Origin of the sequence: Erwinia sp. MYb416 (assembly GCF_037479575.1) — a bacterium.
Classification (GTDB): domain Bacteria; phylum Pseudomonadota; class Gammaproteobacteria; order Enterobacterales; family Enterobacteriaceae; genus Erwinia; species Erwinia rhapontici.
The window spans coordinates 1,733,204-1,751,549 of sequence record NZ_JBBGYT010000438.1 but is presented as its reverse complement, the minus strand read 5'-3'; the positions used below and the strand labels follow the sequence as shown (position 1 = coordinate 1,751,549).

Genomic DNA, 18,346 nt, shown 5'->3' with positions numbered 1-18,346 from the left:
TAAGCGCAGATATGATCTTTAATCATTTTGAAACTATCTTCCTGGTGCGATAGCCGAATCAGATACAATTTTTGATGAAATCGAAGATATTAGCATCGAGCAATTTGAATTTGATAATGGTTTTTATACAGATCTTTCAGCAAATGCGAGCGGGTCTCATTACAAAGAAGAAGGCGTTTCAGGCCGAAGCATGTCAGTTTTGGTTCAGATGAAAAGTAGTGTACTGGTTGGAAAATTCGGCCTCGGGTCTATTGAGGAAGGAGATATCTCAGGCTCTTTAGATGATTACGAATAGTTTTCTTAGCTTTTATTTTAGTACTGAATTGAAAGTTCCTTCATGTAATATTGTAAGCCCCGCATTTGCGGGGCTTTATTTTGCTCACTGCCAGTGTATTTGTTGCTGGCCGGATAGTGTTGGGGGCGGCTCGTGCGGATATATTCGATTACATTGAAGTGTTCTACAATCGAACCCGGCGTCACAGTCATCTTGGTGGCGTCAGCCCGAGGCCTTCGAAAAGACCTCATCGTGAGGACAGGAGCTGTCTACGGAATCGAGGGCACTCAAAGCGACGAACGCACAAACCATGGTCTACGCGCACTTCGCTCCGCAGTACCTGCAGGATGCGATTTTGCTCAACCTATTGACGGGTGAAAGTGGTGGACTGAGCGTCCACATCACGTCCACAACCTAGGTGCTTTTTATGGCTTTTGACTGCTTGTAGTAAAACGTGAAATCTTGTCTGGCGCGGCTTTCTAGTTTGTAGGCATAAAAAAGGCCCCCGAAGGAGCCCGCGCGCTTTATTACCGACAGTGAAAAACGGCTAATCGGTGCCTTTGTCTCCTGCTGGTTCCTTTTTTGCCAGGGTATTTTCTATCGGCGGCACTGCCCCGAGATCGGTACCCGTTACCGGATTGATGTCAGGATCGGATGCCGTGCGTTGTAATAGCTGGTCGCTATTCGCCTGCTGGTCAGCAGGAAGGGTCACGCTGGCAGAGCCATCACCGCCATCCACTGCCGGTTGAGGATCGCTGACGTAGGTAAAGTTTTCATCGGCATTCCAGCTTCCGCGAACATTATCACTGTCTGACATGTTGTAATACACCGTCGCGGATGGGCGCTAGCTTACCAGGAGGGTCAGGCGTTCATATAAAATTTTCGCGCGCGCTTCTGCGGCAATATTTGATCGGAGATCGGCTGTCACTTCACCAATCGAGTCGACATAGGCTGCCGTCCAGGGGATGCCTGCAGAGTTGGTCAACGCGGGCCCACCGCCGTACAACAGCGACGGCCAGATCGCCCTTTGCGCCTTTATTTAGCATCACCACCAGCGAACCAATAATTTCCAGGTGACTCAGTTCCTCCGTCGCAATATCCATCAGCATATCTTTACGGCCGGGATCATTATCGCCCAGGCCCTGAGTGAAATACTGACACGCGCGTGCCGTAAGTCGCTATCTCGTAATGCTCCACTTTCTGCGCGGCCCCGATTAAGCCCGCATCACGTACCGGGCCTGCCTCAACGGAGTCGATAATCTCCTGCGCTTCTTCCACCAGACCTTCCAGAGCGTGGCACTTCATGCGCTTGATTTTTACGCCATCCGTTATCTCCACCAGCTGATCGATGCGCTCAATTTGTCCGCGCGTTTCCTCCAGGTGCAGCTTAAAAGCGGCGACCAACTGCTCGTCTGTTGCTGCCCGCGCCATTTTTGGCAATGCACGGGATATCTGTTTTTCTGCACTATAAACATCAGATAATTCATGAATAAAAAGATCTTCAAGCGTTTTAATTGTCATAATATTTTCTTCCAATAAGTAGCAGGGATAATTAGAGTGCTGACCTAACAAGCCTGGCGCACTTCACAATAAAAGAACGATAAAAAAAGAGGAGCGGTAAATAAATGACGTTATTATTGCATTCAGGCGAAGCGCGGGGCTTTAGCAACTGGCTGTTTTCATGACCATTGCGACAGATAAATTTTAAATGAAAATTCTGATGAAAAAAGTAAAAAAGGAATGCGCTGAAATAGAATATTGCCACGATAGGATGAAATTTTATTTTCCAGGTTTTATTATGGATTTTGAGCTGTGAAAATTAGGAAAAAAGCCAAATTGCAGTGGTATGTCCTGAATGACGCAGTAGAAAGGCGCTTAACAACCGCCTGCCGTCATTAAAACAGAGATTGAGGTGTAATTCGATATTTTAAGGATTTAACACGACATTGCCCCCCCCCTGGGTATAGAGGCTAAACTTAATCATTAAAAATCATCATATCAGGCCGCGGCAGGGGTGATTATTTTTAGTGTTGTTTTCTTTGTGGTAAGTCTATTTTCCTTTTAATTCGGAGAGTTATGGATAAAAATCATCTCTTCTCGCGTCTGGAAAAGTGGCCGTTGATCAAATTCGATCATGCCAACATTGTTCAGGATGGCGATCATGGAACCTTTAATGCCAAAACTTCATTGTATGCCTTTGATGTCAATGAAAATAAAGCAAAATTATTTATCCGTGATGTTTCGCCAGGAACAGACATTGTGGCAATGATAGATCTCTACACTAACTGGATAAAAGAATTTAAAAAAACAACTAAATCGCCATAATGAAATTAATTTCTCGTTTTGTGAGGCCTGTACCATGTCATTTCTTAGTGATGTTATGAAGCGTATTAACACGGCAACGACATCGACGGTAACGTGCCCGTTGTGTGGACACCGTTCATCTCATGCAGCCAGCAAAATTCGTCAAAACCAGACATTACTTTGCCCTGCCTGTAAATCACTGTTTATTGTTAATCATCAGTAAACGCGACTTCACCTATTTCACCGACCACCCTTCTCGCAGCTGCTGAATTTTGATTGTTTACACCATTCAGAGAGATCGTTTCTGAAATGATTTCACTGCTCCTGTGCGTTTCCCCGCCTGACGAGCAATAATATGAAATTAAGCATTAAATCTCCATTTATGACGATGTTACGCGCAAAAATCGCCACAATAAAAACAGCCTGGACGGGGGCACCTGCCCGGGCGATGGATAGTGTGATTAAAGCAGAATTATTTTCAGCCGCCCAGATGGCGCATTTCGGTCAGAAACTGGCGCGTTCGCATCGATTATCACCTGATAAAATCCCCTGGTATCTGCTGAAACGTCTGGACGACAATGAATCAGTCATTGCCCAAAACTGCTATCTGCTCAATAAAGTCGATAAAATCAGTATTGCCCCAGCGGGCGAATGGTTGCTGGACAACTATTATCTGATTGAAGAACAGATCCGCATGGTGCGTCATCATTTGCCAAAAAACTTTGGCAAAGGCCTTCCAGTACTGGCCTCCCCTCATGCCTGCCCGCGTATTTATGATATTGCTTCCGAAGCCATTGCTCACGGTGACGGGCGCTGGGATGTCAGCAGTCTGTCGGGCTATATCAACGCCTATCAGCAGGTAACGCCACTCACGCTGGGAGAACTCTGGGCCTTGCCCGGCATGTTACGTCTTGCACTTATCGAAAATCTGCGCCGCGTGAGCAGCGAAGTGGCTCAGGCGCAAAAGGAGCGTAACCTCGCCGATGAGTGGGTCAGCCAGATTATCACCTGTGCTGAAACGACCCCGGCCGACCTGGTGATGGTCATCGCTGATATGGCGCGATCCCGCCCGCCACTCAGCAGCGCGTTTGTTGCCGAACTGGTCCGCAGATTGCAGGGGCGTGGCAACCTGCTTGCCCTGCCCCTGACCTGGATGGAACAGCGACTGGTGAAAACCGGCATCACCACCGACCTGCTGATCCACCGTTTTAATCAGCAACTCGCGGCCAGCCAGCTCTCTGTCAGTAACAGCATTGCCGGATTGCGGCTGTTAAGTGAAACCAACTGGGCCGATTTTTGTGAAGCTCAAAGCCTGGTCGAGCAGATGCTGCTTCAGGATCCTGCCGGGATCTACCCGTTGATGCACTTTGATACCCGCGACCATTACCGGCACGTGATCGAGAAACTGGCCCGCACCAGCCGCTTCAGTGAACTGGACGTGACCCGCCACGTGCTGGCATTGTCACAGGCGGCCAGTGCCATCCTGCCGCAGCATCATATCGGCCAGTATCTGATCGGCGAAGACCGTCATGTGCTGGAAAAACGCCTGGCCGCCAACACCAACTGGCTAACGCATCTGCGTCATCGATTCAATCAGGAACCCCTGCTCGCCTGGCTCGGCAGCCTGAGTCTGTTGACCGTTGCCTGTACTGCAGAGGTGTTGCATGCGACTGCGGAACAGGGGCTGCGCTGGCCGCTGTTGCTGCTGGCGGTTCCACTGTCGATGGCGATCGGTCAGGTGGTTCTGCATCTGCTCAGTGAGGCGACAACGCGGTTTCGCACACCGGAGCCATTGCCGCGGATGGATTTTTCCAGCGGCGTACCGGCAGAATTCAGTACACTGATTGCCATTCCCTGCCTGCTGACCAGCCGTCAGGCAACCGATGCATTGCTGAATAGCCTGGAGGTCTGTTATCTGGGGAATAACAGTGCCCATCTCTATTTTGCGCTGCTGACCGATTTCAGTGACGCGGAGACAGAACACTCTCCTGAAAATGATGCGCTGCTGGCATGGGCGCTTTCACAGGTCGACGCCCTGAACCGTCGCTATGCGGCGGATCGCCCGCTGTTCCTTTTGCTGCACCGCTCACCCGAATGGAACCCGCAGCAAGGTGTGTGGATGGGCTATGAACGCAAACGGGGAAAACTGGCGGCGTTGAACAGCTGGTTGCGCCAGCCAGGCTCGCAATTTTCCCACCGCGTCGGGGATGAGAAACCGTTCCCTGCCCGCGTCAGGTACGTGATCACACTGGATAGCGATACGGTATTGCCCCGTGACACGGCGCACAAACTGGTGGCCACCATGGCGCACCCGCTGAATCATCCGGTTTATGATGCCGCGACAGGTAGAGTGATTAAAGGTTACGGGATTTTGCAGCCAGGTCTGGCTGAAGAAATCCCCCTGTCAGGACAGGGGCGCTATGCCGCTATCTGTAGCAGCGTACCGGGTAACAATCCTTATTCGATGATGTCATCTGATATCTATCAAGATTTGTTTGGTGAAGGCGCCTTCGTTGGCAAAGGCATCTATGATGTCGATATCTTTACGCAGTCCATGCAGAACACCTGTCCCGATAATCTGGTACTGAGCCACGATCTGCTGGAAGGCTGTTATGCCCGCTCCGGGTTACTGAGCGAAGTGCTGCTTTATGAAAAGTATCCGGCCAATTATCTCTCTGATGTTGCACGCCGCACCCGCTGGATTCGTGGCGACTGGCAGTTGCTCAACTGGCTGACGTTCCGGGTGAATAAAGCGGATGGTTCACGTGAAAAAAACCCGTTAAGTACCTTATCACGCTGGAAATTATTCGATAATCTTCGCCGGAGCCTGGTTGCGCCGTCGCTGCTGATGCTGATATTTTCCGCTCTGCTGCTGGTCCCCAACCCACACTACTGGCTCGTCATGCTGGCACTGGTCCTGCTGTTGCCTGCTGCTCTGGCCATCGTTCAGGATCTGTTGTTTAGCAATCGGCCTGTCTGGCAGCGCCTGACGGCTGTCGCGTCGGGAACGCTGCGCCGCCTGACACACCTTATTCTTAACTTTGCCACCCTGCCGCATGAGGCCGCCTTCTCGTTGCTGGCGATTGTGAAAACGCTGTGGCGTTTGGGTGTTTCACACCGTCACCTCAATCAGTGGGCCAGTGTTGACCCCTGTCACGAGGGAAACAAAACCTCCCCGCTGCGGTTTTACCGTGCCATGGCATTCAACGTGGTTTGCGGTGTGTTGCTGCCAGCGTTAACCGCCCGTTATGCCCCGCTACTGCTTGTTTTTGCCCTTCCCATCGGCGTGCTGTGGTGCCTGACCCCCTTGATCCTGAGCTGGCTCAGCCGTTCCCCTGCGCCTGTCGCGGCAGCGCTGAATGCCGGACAGAAACGTTTTTTACGCCACAACAGTCGTGAAATTTGGGCATTCTTCGACCACTTCACCCAGGCCGAAGAAAACTGGCTGCCACCGGATAATTATCAGGAGTTTCCGCAGCCCACCGTTGCTCATCGCACGTCACCCACGAATATTGGTTTGTCGCTGATGGCGAACCTGACGGCCTGTGACTTCGGCTATATCCCCGCCGGTGAAGTGCTGAGGCGTGTATCGCTCACCCTGGACACGCTGGATAAAATGGAGCATTACCGTGGGCACCTCTACAACTGGTACGACACCCGTACGCTGAAGCCCCTGAATCCACGCTATGTCTCCAGCGTGGACAGTGGAAATATGGCCGGGCATCTGCTGACGCTGAGTGCCGGTTTATCGCAGTTACGTACCCAGCCCGTCATCGATATTGATCGGATGCTGGCAGGCCTGGATGACACCATCACGCTGCTGGAAAACCGCTGGGGACAACATGCGCCGACCACTCTGCGCCAGCTGCATAAACACTGTCGCAACGCGCATGAACTGCCTGCGGCACAGTTACTCGGCGAGCTCAGAAAAATGCAGGCATTGAGCCTGCGCCTGCATCCCACCCTCTCCGAAGACAACGGCCCCATCAGTCACTGGATTGGTCATCTTCAGCGCCAGCTGACATTATTCTGCCATGCCTGGTCCTCACTGCTGGGTTGGGTCACTGCAGGCTGGCAGGAGGCCACGCTGCCTTCGCTGACGTGGCTGTCAACCGCAACGCCAGCAGGAGCAGGTACACCCACAGTAGAAACGCTGGCAGCGGCTCGCATGCAGATCGATATTATTGCCGAACTGGAACAGCGGCTGGCGGCACATGCCCACATGGATTTCACCTTCCTCTACAATGAGGTGACCAGTCAGCTCAGCGTCGGCTATGACTGTGACAATAACAGGCTGGACACCAGTCATTACGATCTCTTCCCCTCCGAGATCCGTCTGACCACCTACCTGACCATTGCCACCAATCAGCTACCGCTCAAGAGTTGGTTTGCTCTGGGACGCCTGTTCACCCGCATCGATCGCGATACGGCGCTGATGTCCTGGAGTGGCTCGATGTTCGAGTATTTAATGCCCAATCTGGTGATGCCCACCTATCCGGGCAGCCTGCTGAAACAGATGAGCCTTTCAGCGGTGCATCGGCAGATTGAGTGGGGAAAACAGCGTGGCGTGCCCTGGGGCATTTCAGAGTCAGGGTATTACGCGTTTGACCCCTTACAAAATTATCAGTACCACGCCTTTGGTGTTCCCGGTCTTGGACTAAAACGCGGCCTGGCGGGCGATATGGTGGTGGCCCCTTATGCCACTTTCCTGGCACTGCTGGTTGCGCCTCACAAAGCCTGTGACAATCTTGTCGTACTGGAAAAAAACGGTGCGCGTGGCGAATATGGCTTCTACGAAGCGCTGGATTACACCCCTTCCCGTCAGGCCAGCGGCCAGCGGTTTGCCGTTGTTCGCTCCTGGATGGCCCATCATCAGGGCATGTCGTTTCAGGCATTATCTCACCTGTTACACAATGCCCCAATGACAGACCGGTTTATGGCTGTCCCGGCTTTTCAGTCAGCACGTCTGCTGTTGCAAGAGCGGGTGCCGAATAACATCGAGCTCTACAGTCCGCGCAGGCACTTCGATGCGCCGGAAGGAACGCTGTTACCGGTTCACTATGATCCGCGGGAATTCACGGATGTGGACAGCGCCGCGCCTGAAGTTCAGCTGTTGTCGAACGCGCGTTATCATCTGATGGTGACACAGGCAGGTGGCGGCTACAGCCGCTGGAACGATCTGGCCCTCACCCGCTGGCGCAGCGATACCACCTGTGATAACTGGGGTTCCTGCTGCTACATCAGCGATGTGAAAAGCGGCGAAGTGTGGAGCAACACCTGGCAGCCTTCCGGCTCAACGCCCGATGATTACAAAGCCTCCTTCACCGATGCCGGCGCAGAGTTCACGCGCAGGCAGGGAACATTGCATATTAAAACGCAGATTGTCGTTTCCCCCGAAGATGACATCGAGCTGCGTCGTATCACGCTGGTCAACAGGGGACGTCAGCCACGGACGGTGGAACTCACCAGCTACGCCGAAGTGGTGCTGGCTTCCGCCGACAGCGATCTGTCCCACCCCGCCTTCAGCAACCTGTTTGTTCAGACCGAGTGGATCTCTGCCCAGGAAGCGATTCTCTGTCACCGCCGGGCACGCACGCCGGAGGAACAGAGTCCGTGGCTGTTTCATATGATGGTGGTGCATGGCAGAACGGAGAAAACGGCCTCATTTGAAACCGATCGTGCCGCTTTTCTTGGGCGCGGGAATGATACCGCTAACGCCCTGGCTCCCACCCGGAGCGGGCCGCTGAGCAATAACGTCGGTGCAGTACTCGACCCGGTGATCGCCCTGCGCCAGCCGCTGGTGTTACTCCCCGGCGTACCGGTCACCCTCGATATCGTTTACGGCGTCACGGGCAGTCGAGAACAGAGCCAGGCATTGCTGGATAAATACCGCGACTCCCCGATTGCCGATCGCGTCTTTGAACTGGCATGGTCACACAGCCAGATTGTGCTGCGACAGATTAATGCCAATGAAGACGATGCGTCATTGTTCAATCGCCTTGCCAGCGCCGTGCTGTTCCCTGGCCCTGAACTGCGTGCAGAGGCGCAGATTATTGCCCGTAATCGTCGTGGGCAGAGCGGTCTGTGGGGCTGGAGTATCTCCGGCGATCTGCCGATTGTGATCCTGAATATTACGCATTCGGACAGTATTCCGCTGATCAATACGCTGATGCAGGCCCATCATTACTGGCGTCTGAAAGGTCTGGCGGTCGACCTGGTGATCCTCAATGATGGCCCGGGAGGCTATCAGCAGACCCTGCACAACCAGATTATGGACCTGATCGCCGCCAAGTCTGCGCCAGGAATGACGGATAAGTCGGGAGGGATTTTCTTACGGAATGGTCAGCATCTCTCCGCAGAGGATCGCACGCTGCTGCTGAGTGTGGCACGGGTTGTGATTGACGATCGCGCGGGTGGGCTGGAAGAACAACTCAATTTGCGTGTTCAGGGTGCCGTCTCCTCGTCGCTTGCCCTGGTCACGCCAGCCGTACTCCCGGTGAACCAGCACCTTGACTGGCAGCCGGATACCGCTGCGCTGCTTTGTTTCAACGGCCGGGGGGGCTTTTCTCCCGACGGGCGCGAATATCAAATCCTGCTGGATGAACGTGGATCCACGCCTGCACCCTGGTCGAACGTAATGGCCAATGCGCAGTTTGGCACCGTGATTTCGGAGGCCGGACAAGCCTATACCTGGTATGAAAATGCGCACGAATACCGTCTCACGCCCTGGGAGAACGATCCCGTCAGTGACCGTTCAGGGGAGGCCTTCTATCTGCGTGATGAAGAAACCGGTGCCGTCTGGTCACCCACCACTCTGCCCGTACAGGGGCGCGGCCCATATCTGAGCCGTCACGGGTTTGGCTACAGCGTCTTCAGCCACCGAGAAACCGGGCTGGATAGCGAGCTGACCGTGCTGGTCGCTGAGCATGCGCCGGTGAAGCTGGCCATTTTAACCCTTACCAACAACTCAGGCCGCATTCGGAAAATCTCTGTCACGGGTTATGTTGAATGGACGCTGGGTGAATCGCGCAGCAAGTCAGCCATGCATATCATCACGCACCCTTCCACTGTTCGCACCGGCTGCGGTGTGCTGGCCAGTAACTACTACAACAGCAACGGCTCTGAAAGAACGGCATTCTTCGCGGTGACCGGGGCACACTGTTCACTGACAGGTGACAGGCGGGCCTTCCTCGGCCGTCACGGTTCACGCCGTTCCCCAGCGGCGATGCAACAGCAGCGACTGCCGGATACCACGGGCGCAGGGCTTGATCCCTGTGCGGCGGTGCAGTCAGCCACCACGCTTATTGATGGCGACCAGCGCACGTTCATCTTTGTACTGGGCGTGGGGCAAAATCAGCAGGAGGCGGAAGCGCTTATCGCCCAATATCTGGATGAGGATGCTGCTCGCCATGAGCTGGCGCAGGTTCATCAGTACTGGCACCGGATTCTGGATAAAGTGGTGGTAACCACGCCCGATCCAACGGTCAACCTGCTGGTGAACGGCTGGTTGCTGTACCAGACGCTGGCCTGTCGCATTATGGCGCGCAGCGGTTACTACCAGTCGGGCGGCGCCTTCGGTTTCCGTGACCAGTTGCAGGATACGCTTGCCCTGAGTCACACCGCACCTGAGCGCCTGCGTGAACAGATTGTTCTTTGTGCCTCCCGGCAGTTTATTGAGGGCGATGTCCAGCACTGGTGGCATCCTCCTCTCGGGAATGGCGTGCGTACTCACTGTTCGGATGATTACCTCTGGTTGCCGCTGGCGATTTGTCATTACATCACCACGACCGGCGATATAACGCTGCTGGAGGAGTCCGTCCCCTGGCTGGAAGGCAAACATCCGCAGCCCGGTGAAGAGTCCGTGTACGAGCAGCCCACCATCAGTGCTCACGAAGATACCGTCTGGCTGCATGGTCTGAAAGCCCTGCTCCACGGCCTGCGTTTTGGGCAACACGGCCTGCCGCTGATGGGGACGGGTGACTGGAATGACGGGATGAATCGGGTGGGGAGTGAAGGGAAAGGGGAAAGCGTCTGGCTTGGCTTCTTCCTCTACGATATTTTACGGCGTTTTGGCGCGCTGGCAGAACAACGGCAGCATACGGATATTGCCCTGCGATGCCGCAAAGAGGCAGACCAGCTTCGCGATAACCTTAACAGCGCCGGCTGGGACGGTGAATGGTATCGACGCGGTTATTTTGATAACGGCGAACCGCTGGGATCCCATCTGTCGCAGGCCTGCCAGATTGATGCTATCGCGCAGAGCTGGGCTGTCCTCTCCGGTGCCGGAACGCCGGAACAGTGCGCAAAAGCCATGCAATCACTGGATGCACGGTTGGTTGATGACAACGCAGGGATGATCAAACTGTTAACGCCGCCGTTTAATGGCGATGGGCCGAATCCCGGCTATATTCAGGGCTACGTCCCGGGCGTGCGTGAAAACGGCGGGCAGTATACGCATGGTGCTATCTGGGCGGTGATGGCCTTTGCCCAAATGGGCAACAGTGAAAGAGCCTGGCAACTGTGGTCGTTGATCAATCCAATCAATCACAGCCTGGATGCCGATGCGGTGGCACGCTATAAAGTTGAACCCTGGGTGATGACGGCGGATGTCTACAGTGTCGCACCACACACCGGACGCGGTGGATGGAGCTGGTACACCGGATCGGCGGGCTGGGCTTACCGCCTGCTGGTGGAGTCTCTGCTGGGGATTACCCGCCATGCGGATGCGCTGGCCGTCAGGCCATTACTGCCTGCACACTGGCCTTCCGTCAGCCTGACGTATCAGCATGGCAGCAGCGAATATCATATTCAGGTGGTGCGCAGTGAGGGGGATTATCACATCACGCTGGATGGCGCGGATCTGACGGAGGATTGCATTCCCCTACGGGATGAGGGGCAGCACCATCATGTGACGATCCACCTGGGAGGGGAAGATCAATCCGGCACCCGCTGACGGCATACTGTCAACAGGAGTTGCCGCAGCCAGCGGTGCGCCGGGTCCACTTCCGAGCGCGGGTGCCACATCTGTGACACGGTGATGGCACCGGTTTTGACCGGCAGTTCAAAACGGTACAACAGCCCGGCTGGCTGATTAAGCAGGAAGGATGCCGGCACCAGCGCCACCAGATCGGAGGCGCGCGCCACGGACAGCGCCGCCGGAAAAGCAGGCACCACGGCGCTGACCCGGCGTTGCACGCCCTGCTCTGCCAGCGCCTGGTCCACCGGCCCTTCCGCCCTTCCGCTGCGTGAGGCCACCACATGTCCCCAGGCAACATAGTCACTGACGCTGACATCAGGTAACTGCGACAGCGGATGGCCCTGACGCACCACACCGACGAAACGATCGCGGAACAGCGCCTGCACACGAATTTCCGGGCCCATCTCGCCCAGCACACCAATCTCCAGATCCACGCGTCCTTCGCGCAGCGGCTTGACGCTTTTCTCCGGTTTGGGGGCAAAAACCAGACGGACCAACGGCGCGGATAGCGCTGCTGTCGCAATCAATGCCGGGCCAAAAGCTTCAACAAATCCGTCATTGGCGCGCAGCGTAAACGTGCAGTCCAGACTGGCGGGATGTTGTTCGGCCACCGCAGGACGCAGCACCGCACGGGCTTCTAAGACCGCGTTCTGACTGCGTTCGCGGATCGCTTCGGCCCAGGGCGTCAGCACCATGTTGCGCCCGGCACGCACCAGCAACGGATCGCCCGTAACGCTGCGCAGGCGGCTGAGCGTGCGGCTCATGGCCGAGGCGCTTAAGCCCAGACGGCGTGCCGCTGCCGCCACGCTGGCCTCATTCAGCAGCACATCCAGTGCAATCAGTAAGTTGAGATCGGGTTCCGTCGTCATTTCAGCGCACCAGCGCCGCCAGTTCAGGTTCGGCCATCAGCCGCTGCCAGGCATGTTCCACTGCGTGAGGCACATCCACATGGCCGATAAACCCGAGGCCCAGGGGACCATAGCCCTCTTTGTCATCACGCAGCCGCCGCACTTCTCCCAGCACCATCGAAACATAGCGGTCCAGTGCCCACAATCCCTGTTGCGATGCCGCCCCGGTGATGACCGGCTGGTCGTCCTGTAACACCAGCTGCGGCACGAACACCGGCCAGCTGATGAAATCGACCTGTTGCCCCTGGCGCTGCCACTCATGATGGAAGGTTTCGGTGGTTCTGCGCTGCATCAGCGGGTCCTGAATCAGAATGATACGCTGTGCCGGCATCTCTCGCGCCAGCAGATTTCGACGGCTGAAGGCAGCATTCTCCCCGCAGTGACGTGATTGATCTTCAATGATCAGCCGATCTGCCTTGATGCCGGAGAGTTGCACGGCTGCATCGGCCAGCAGCTGTGCTTCGCTCGATGCATCGCTGTTGACCTGCACTGTGTTCAATGCGGTTTTCAGCAGTTCAGTGGAGTGACCCGTGCCGCCGCTCAGCAACAAAGGAATTGAGGTGTCAGCCAGCCGGGTAAAGGCCCCGATCAGCCCCGGCAGCACGGCATGGCCAGCCAGAATAGCCACATCAGCGTGCAGCTCCTGTTCGCCGTTGACATCATTAACGGCAAGCCAGTGTGAAATGGTATTAAGAGAGTCAATGTTCTGCGGGGTCAGGATCATATGCGGGCTTTTAATAAGTGAACACCTGGCAGATGATATCACTGATACTTTACATTTTGCGAACAGGCATAGCGCTGAAGCTATGCCTGCTGTGAAACCCGGATTAATCCGGTGTTGCCGTCGTCAGACAGACATTACAGGGCCAGATCGACCACGATGCGGCCTTCAATTTTCCGGCATGCATGCGGGCAAAGATATCATTGATATTGGCCAGCGGCTCAACCGAAATATTCGCCGCTACCTTGTGGCGACCCGCAAAGTCGAGCGCTTCCTGCAGGTCTTTACGCGTCCCCACGATCGAACCGCGCACGGTAATGCCGTCCAGCACCATATCGAAGATCGACAGGTCAAATTTACCCGGTGGCAGACCGTTCAGTACCATGGTGCCGCCGCGACGCATCGTACCAATCGCCTGTTCAAAGGCTTTGGGTGATACTGCCGTCACCAGCACCGCATGTGCGCCGCCGAACGTGTCTTTAAACACTTTTGCCGGGTCAACGTTACGGGCGTTTGCTGTGACAGTGGCGCCGAGACGTTTGGCGAAGGCCAGTTTTTCGTCGTCGACATCCACGGCGGCCACGTTAAAGCCCATCGCTACGGCGTACTGCACCGCCATATGGCCCAACCCACCAATACCGGAAATGACCACCCAGTCACCCGCTTTGGCTTCGGTCATTTTCAGACCTTTGTACACGGTAACACCAGCACAGAGGATTGGCGCGATTTCATTGTAATCAACGTTATCCGGCAGGATGCCAACGTAGTTAGCGTCGGCCAGACAGTATTCGGCAAAGCTACCGTTAACCGAATAACCGGCGTTTTGCTGCGAATGGCACAGGGTTTCCCAGCTGTCCAGACAGTGTTCGCAGTGGCCACAGGCAGAGTACAGCCAGGGGACGCCCACGCGATCCCCTTCCTTTATATGCTTTACGCCTTCACCTACCGCGACGACATAACCTGCGCCTTCATGGCCCGGAATAAATGGCGGCTGAGGTTTCACCGGCCAGTCACCTTCGGCAGCATGCAAGTCAGTATGACAGACACCGGTAGCCACCACTTTCACCAGCAGCTGGCCCGGCCCGACTTCAGGGATCGGCACCTGCTCAATCACCAGCGGTTCGCCAAAGGCTTTCACTACTGCGGCTTTCATCGTTTTCATTATTCAATCCTCGAAAGAAAACAGGCTTAAAACAGCCCTAACGGTGCTGTGTCATAACTGACCAGCAGATTTTTGGTTTGCTGATAGGCATTCAACGCCATCTTGTGCGTTTCACGGCCCACGCCGGACTGTTTGTATCCCCCAAAGGCCGCATGTGCCGGGTAGATGTGATAGCAGTTAGTCCATACGCGCCCGGCCTTGATGCTGCGGCCCATGCGATACGCCAGATTGGTGTCACGCGTCCAGATACCTGCGCCCAACCCGAACTGGGTTTCATTGGCGATGGACAGCGCTTCGGCTTCATCTTTAAAGGTAGTGACCCCGATCACCGGGCCAAAGATCTCTTCCTGGAAGCAGCGCATCTGATTGTCGCCCTGGATGAGCGTTGGCTGAATGTAGTAGCCGTTATCCAGCTCTTTGCTGATGCTGGCACGTTCGCCGCCGGTCAGGATTTTTCCGCCTTCCAGGCGCGCGATATCAATATACGAGAGGATTTTGTCGAACTGCTGGCGTGATGCCTGTGCGCCAATCATGGTGTCGGTGTCCAGCGGATCGCCACGACGGATGGTCGCCACTTTCGCCATCACTTTTTCCATAAACGGCGCATAGATTGATTCGTGGATCAGTGCGCGTGACGGACAGGTGCAGACCTCGCCCTGGTTGAAGAAGCCCAGAACCAGCCCCTCTACCGCCTTGTCGATAAACTCCGGCTCGCCGTTCATCACATCGGCGAAGTAGATATTCGGTGACTTGCCGCCCAGCTCGACGGTGCAGGGAATAATGTTTTCTGCCGCGCAGGCCATGATATGACGGCCAACCGGTGTGGAGCCGGTAAAGGCGATTTTGGCAATGCGCTTGCTGGTTGCCAGGGCTTCGCCCGCTTCACGGCCAAAGCCCTGCACCACGTTGAGCACGCCAGCCGGGAAGAGGTCGCCTGCCAGTTCCAGCAACAGCGTGATACCCAGTGGGGTTTGCTCTGCGGGTTTCAGCACCACACAGTTTCCGGCTGCCAGCGCCGGGGCCAGTTTCCAGGCGGCCATCAGCAGCGGGAAGTTCCACGGGATAATCTGCCCGACCACGCCCAGCGGTTCATGGAAATGGTAGGCCACGGTTTTTTCATCGATTTCGTTGGCGCTCCCTTCCTGGGCACGCAGACACCCGGCAAAGTAACGAAAATGGTCAACCGCCAGCGGCAGGTCGGCATTCAGCGTTTCGCGGATTGGTTTACCGTTATCCCAGCTTTCTGCCACGGCAAGGTATTCCAGATTGGCTTCTATACGATCGGCCAGCTGTAACAGCAGATTAGAACGATACTGCACGCTGGTTTTTCCCCAGGCGTCGGCCGCACGGTGGGCGGCATCTAACGCCGCATTGATATCACGGGCATCAGAACGCGGGAACTGCGCAATGTCGCTGCCGTTCACCGGAGAGGTGTTCATAAAATACTGACCGCTTTGCGGTTCGACGAATTTGCCATCAATAAAGTTGCCATAGGCCGCTTTGAAAGACACTAAAGCACCGGGTGTACCAGGATGGGAATAACGCATCGCAAAATCCTCTTGTAGGGTAGGTCTTTGAGAGATAAACAACCGCAGCGCGATCCTGTCCCGGACGTTGTTACGATTGCCTCTTTCCCATTGCACACCCCATGCCAATTTTTCACCTTAGTGGAATTGTAAAAATAATGATGATTATCAGAGTAATACGAAGCGAGTGACCGCTGCTATCGCAAGCCATAACGGAAACTTTTCGCATCTGTGTTGCAAATCGCAACACCGAAAAAACCAGATGGCTACAATATTGCAACACTTTCACCAGGGCATGAGGTTATCAATGCAGGGAAATTCGTCAGCCGTCAGTACCCCACCGTTTGCGCCAAACCCAGTGCTGAGTGACTCCTGGTTTCGCAGCCAGCTTTACGGTCTGGATCGCCTGTCCGACGACTTTCCCCGCATTCGCCAGGCAGAACTGGCCGATGCTCTCGCCCACCACGCCACGCTGCAACAGTTTGCCCAGCCTGCCATCCGGGCATTAGCCGAGAAAATTGCCGAGAAACAGGCCGTGGTGATCCTGTCGGATGCCAGCGGGCTGGTGCTGAACACCTTTGGTGATATGCAGGCGCTGCAAAAAGCGGAACGCTTTGCGCTGGCACCGGGCAATCTCTGGAGTGAGTGCGGGCGCGGCACCAATGCCATCGGCACCGCTCTGGCGATTGATGACTGTTGTGAAATCGACGGTCAGCAGCATTTTCTCACCAGCAACCAGGGGCTGTATTGCGCGGCGATCCCGCTGCAAAGCCCTGGTGGACAGATTGCCGGGGTGCTGGATATCTCCGGCCCGGCACACTTTGCGCATCCGCATACCCTGGCCTGGATCAAAGACGCCGCGAAGCACATTGAATATCTGTGGATCAAGCAGAGCCTGCACCCGGATCAGTGGATGATGAGTCTGCACCGCCAGGTTCAGGGCATTGACGCCGCCAACCGCGTGGCGATGCGTGAACTGGAACTGGGAGCGGAACAGTTGGGTTGCCTGACCTTCCAGCAGCTGTTCCCACAGCTCGAACAGCAGGCAAATCAGGTGCCACAGCCGCTCACCACCCGCAGCCAGCAGCACTATTTTTTCCGACTGCGTGCCCCGGCCCGCACACACTTTGCCTCGACCGCCATCACCTCCTCCACTCTGCCGTTCTCGCTGCGTGATGGCGGCGAGAAGATGGTGCGGCTGATCAATGCGGGGGTGTCGCTGTGCCTGCATGGAGAAACCGGCAGCGGTAAAGAATATGTCAGCCGGGCGCTGCATCAGCAGAGCCGCTGGCATCAGAATCAGAGCTGTTTGGCTATCAGCCCGGTGCCTTTACCGGGGCCAGTAAGAATGGCTATATCGGGAAAATTCGTGAAGCTGACGGCGGCGTGCTGTTCCTTGATGAAATTGGCGATATGCCGCTGGCGCTGCAAACCCGTCTGCTGCGCGTGTTGCAGGAGAAAGAAGTGGCCCCGCTCGGCTCCAGCCGCAGCTGGCCGGTGAGTTTTGCGGTGATCTGCGCGACCCACCGTAATCTGCCACAGTTAGTGGCTGAGGGTGCGTTCCGTGAGGATCTGCTTTATCGCTTGCAGGAGTTCTCTCTGACGCTGCCACCGTTGCGCGACTGGGCAGAACTGCCTGCTTTTATTCGCCAGCTCTGGCAGGAACTGGGCGGTGAGCAGCGTGGTATTGAGATGACGCTGCTGCTGCGGGATACCCTGGCGCAACATCCGTGGCCGGGTAACGTGCGTCAGTTACGCAGCGTACTGAAAGTGCTGCTGGCGCTCGCCGATGATAACGACGTGCTGGATTGCGACAGCCTCCCTGCGGAGTATCAGCTGGCGGTGAGTGAACCGCTGCCTGCACTGCAACAGCATGATGAACAACTGATCGCCGCCACTCTGCAACGCTTCAACGGCAATGTGAGCAAAACGGCAGAAGCGCTGGGCGTGGCACGCAGCACGCTGTATCGCCGTGCTGCGCGCAAATAATGGGCCGATATCAGGCATCCAGCAGGTCGGTACCGTAGGAGTTATCAACGGTGCAGAGCCAGCGGCCATCAGGCTCCTGCCTGAATACATAGGTGGCGCGCCGGGTGACGGTTAGGGTCTCGCCCGCGCCATCCGGGTAATGCAGCACCGTTTCCATCAGCACCAGCGCATCGCCCGCCCCTTCAATTACCTGCATCGTTCCCTGCTCAACCCGCAGCTGCCCCTGAAAATGGTCAGAGATGGTGATAAACGCCCGGCGGATCTCATCGTGGCCGCGGGCAATCATGCCCGGCTTAATCACCAGTGCGGCATCGGGCGCATACCACGTCATCAACTGGTCAAAATCACGGGCGGTGATCGCGCGGTCGCAGGCTTCGATGATCTGGCGAAGAGGATGTGAAGTCATGCGGTGGCTCCTGAAAGGGTGACATGTCCGGTGTTCACCCTGTCATAAACATCAGAGTGAAAACAAGGATATTTTCACC

The 18,346-nt window shown here is 55.7% G+C and carries 7 protein-coding genes and 6 pseudogenes; 6 read left to right on the top strand and 7 right to left on the bottom strand.

Going from position 1 to position 18,346, the window contains the following annotated elements:
- Nucleotides 1-423: 423 nt before the first annotated feature.
- Together WH277_RS17885 and WH277_RS17880 are read left to right on the top strand one after the other, a co-directional pair.
- Nucleotides 424-530: pseudogene (locus tag WH277_RS17885) on the top strand (IS3 family transposase); the annotation flags it as partial.
- A gap of 36 nt (nt 531-566) precedes the next feature.
- Nucleotides 567-692 (top strand): annotated as a pseudogene (locus WH277_RS17880) (phage integrase); the annotation flags it as partial.
- A gap of 129 nt (nt 693-821) precedes the next feature.
- On the opposite strand, the pseudogene WH277_RS17875 reads toward WH277_RS17880, so the two are convergent.
- Together WH277_RS17875 and WH277_RS17870 are read right to left on the bottom strand one after the other, a co-directional pair.
- Nucleotides 822-1,413: pseudogene (locus WH277_RS17875) on the bottom strand (manganese catalase family protein).
- Between the two features lie 25 nt (nt 1,414-1,438).
- Nucleotides 1,439-1,795: pseudogene (locus WH277_RS17870) on the bottom strand (YciE/YciF ferroxidase family protein); the annotation flags it as partial.
- Nucleotides 1,796-2,350: 555 nt separating this feature from the next.
- Between WH277_RS17870 and WH277_RS17865 the strand changes: the two are divergent.
- The 3 genes from WH277_RS17865 to WH277_RS17860 all read left to right on the top strand — a co-directional run bounded on the left by WH277_RS17865 (nt 2,351) and on the right by WH277_RS17860 (nt 11,531).
- Nucleotides 2,351-2,599 carry a hypothetical protein gene (locus WH277_RS17865; protein ID WP_133846531.1) on the top strand — a complete coding sequence of 83 codons (249 nt, stop codon included), beginning with the start codon at nt 2,351-2,353 and terminating at the stop codon, nt 2,597-2,599.
- A gap of 34 nt (nt 2,600-2,633) precedes the next feature.
- Nucleotides 2,634-2,801, top strand: a complete 168-nt coding sequence (locus WH277_RS28770) for a YnfU family zinc-binding protein (RefSeq protein ID WP_213202360.1) — start codon at nt 2,634-2,636, stop codon at nt 2,799-2,801.
- Between the two features lie 165 nt (nt 2,802-2,966).
- A complete protein-coding gene (locus WH277_RS17860; RefSeq protein WP_445235338.1) occupies nt 2,967-11,531 on the top strand; it encodes a GH36-type glycosyl hydrolase domain-containing protein in 8,565 nt (2,854 codons plus the stop codon).
- Here WH277_RS17860 and WH277_RS17855 read toward each other — a convergent pair.
- From WH277_RS17855 to exaC, 4 genes and pseudogenes are all read right to left on the bottom strand, one after another.
- Nucleotides 11,513-12,424, bottom strand: a complete 912-nt coding sequence (locus WH277_RS17855; protein ID WP_171148531.1) for a LysR family transcriptional regulator — start codon at nt 12,422-12,424, stop codon at nt 11,513-11,515. The two genes, WH277_RS17860 and WH277_RS17855, sit on opposite strands and share 19 nt — an antisense overlap.
- Nucleotide 12,425: 1 nt before the next feature.
- A complete protein-coding gene (locus WH277_RS17850; protein WP_171148532.1) occupies nt 12,426-13,187 on the bottom strand; it encodes a YdcF family protein in 762 nt (253 codons plus the stop codon).
- A 134-nt stretch (nt 13,188-13,321) separates the two neighbouring features.
- A pseudogene (gene adhP / locus WH277_RS17845) lies at nt 13,322-14,346 on the bottom strand (alcohol dehydrogenase AdhP).
- Nucleotides 14,347-14,372: 26 nt separating this feature from the next.
- A complete protein-coding gene (exaC, locus tag WH277_RS17840) occupies nt 14,373-15,893 on the bottom strand; it encodes an acetaldehyde dehydrogenase ExaC (protein ID WP_339506117.1) in 1,521 nt (506 codons plus the stop codon).
- Between the two features lie 286 nt (nt 15,894-16,179).
- On the opposite strand from exaC, the pseudogene WH277_RS17835 reads away from it, so the two are divergent.
- Nucleotides 16,180-17,861 (top strand): annotated as a pseudogene (locus WH277_RS17835) (sigma-54-dependent Fis family transcriptional regulator).
- 10 nt (nt 17,862-17,871) lie between these two features.
- On the opposite strand, the gene WH277_RS17830 reads toward WH277_RS17835, so the two are convergent.
- Nucleotides 17,872-18,267: a YybH family protein gene (locus tag WH277_RS17830; protein WP_339506116.1), complete on the bottom strand. Its 396-nt coding sequence runs from the start codon at nt 18,265-18,267 to the stop codon at nt 17,872-17,874.
- Between the last annotated feature and the right edge of the window lie 79 nt (nt 18,268-18,346).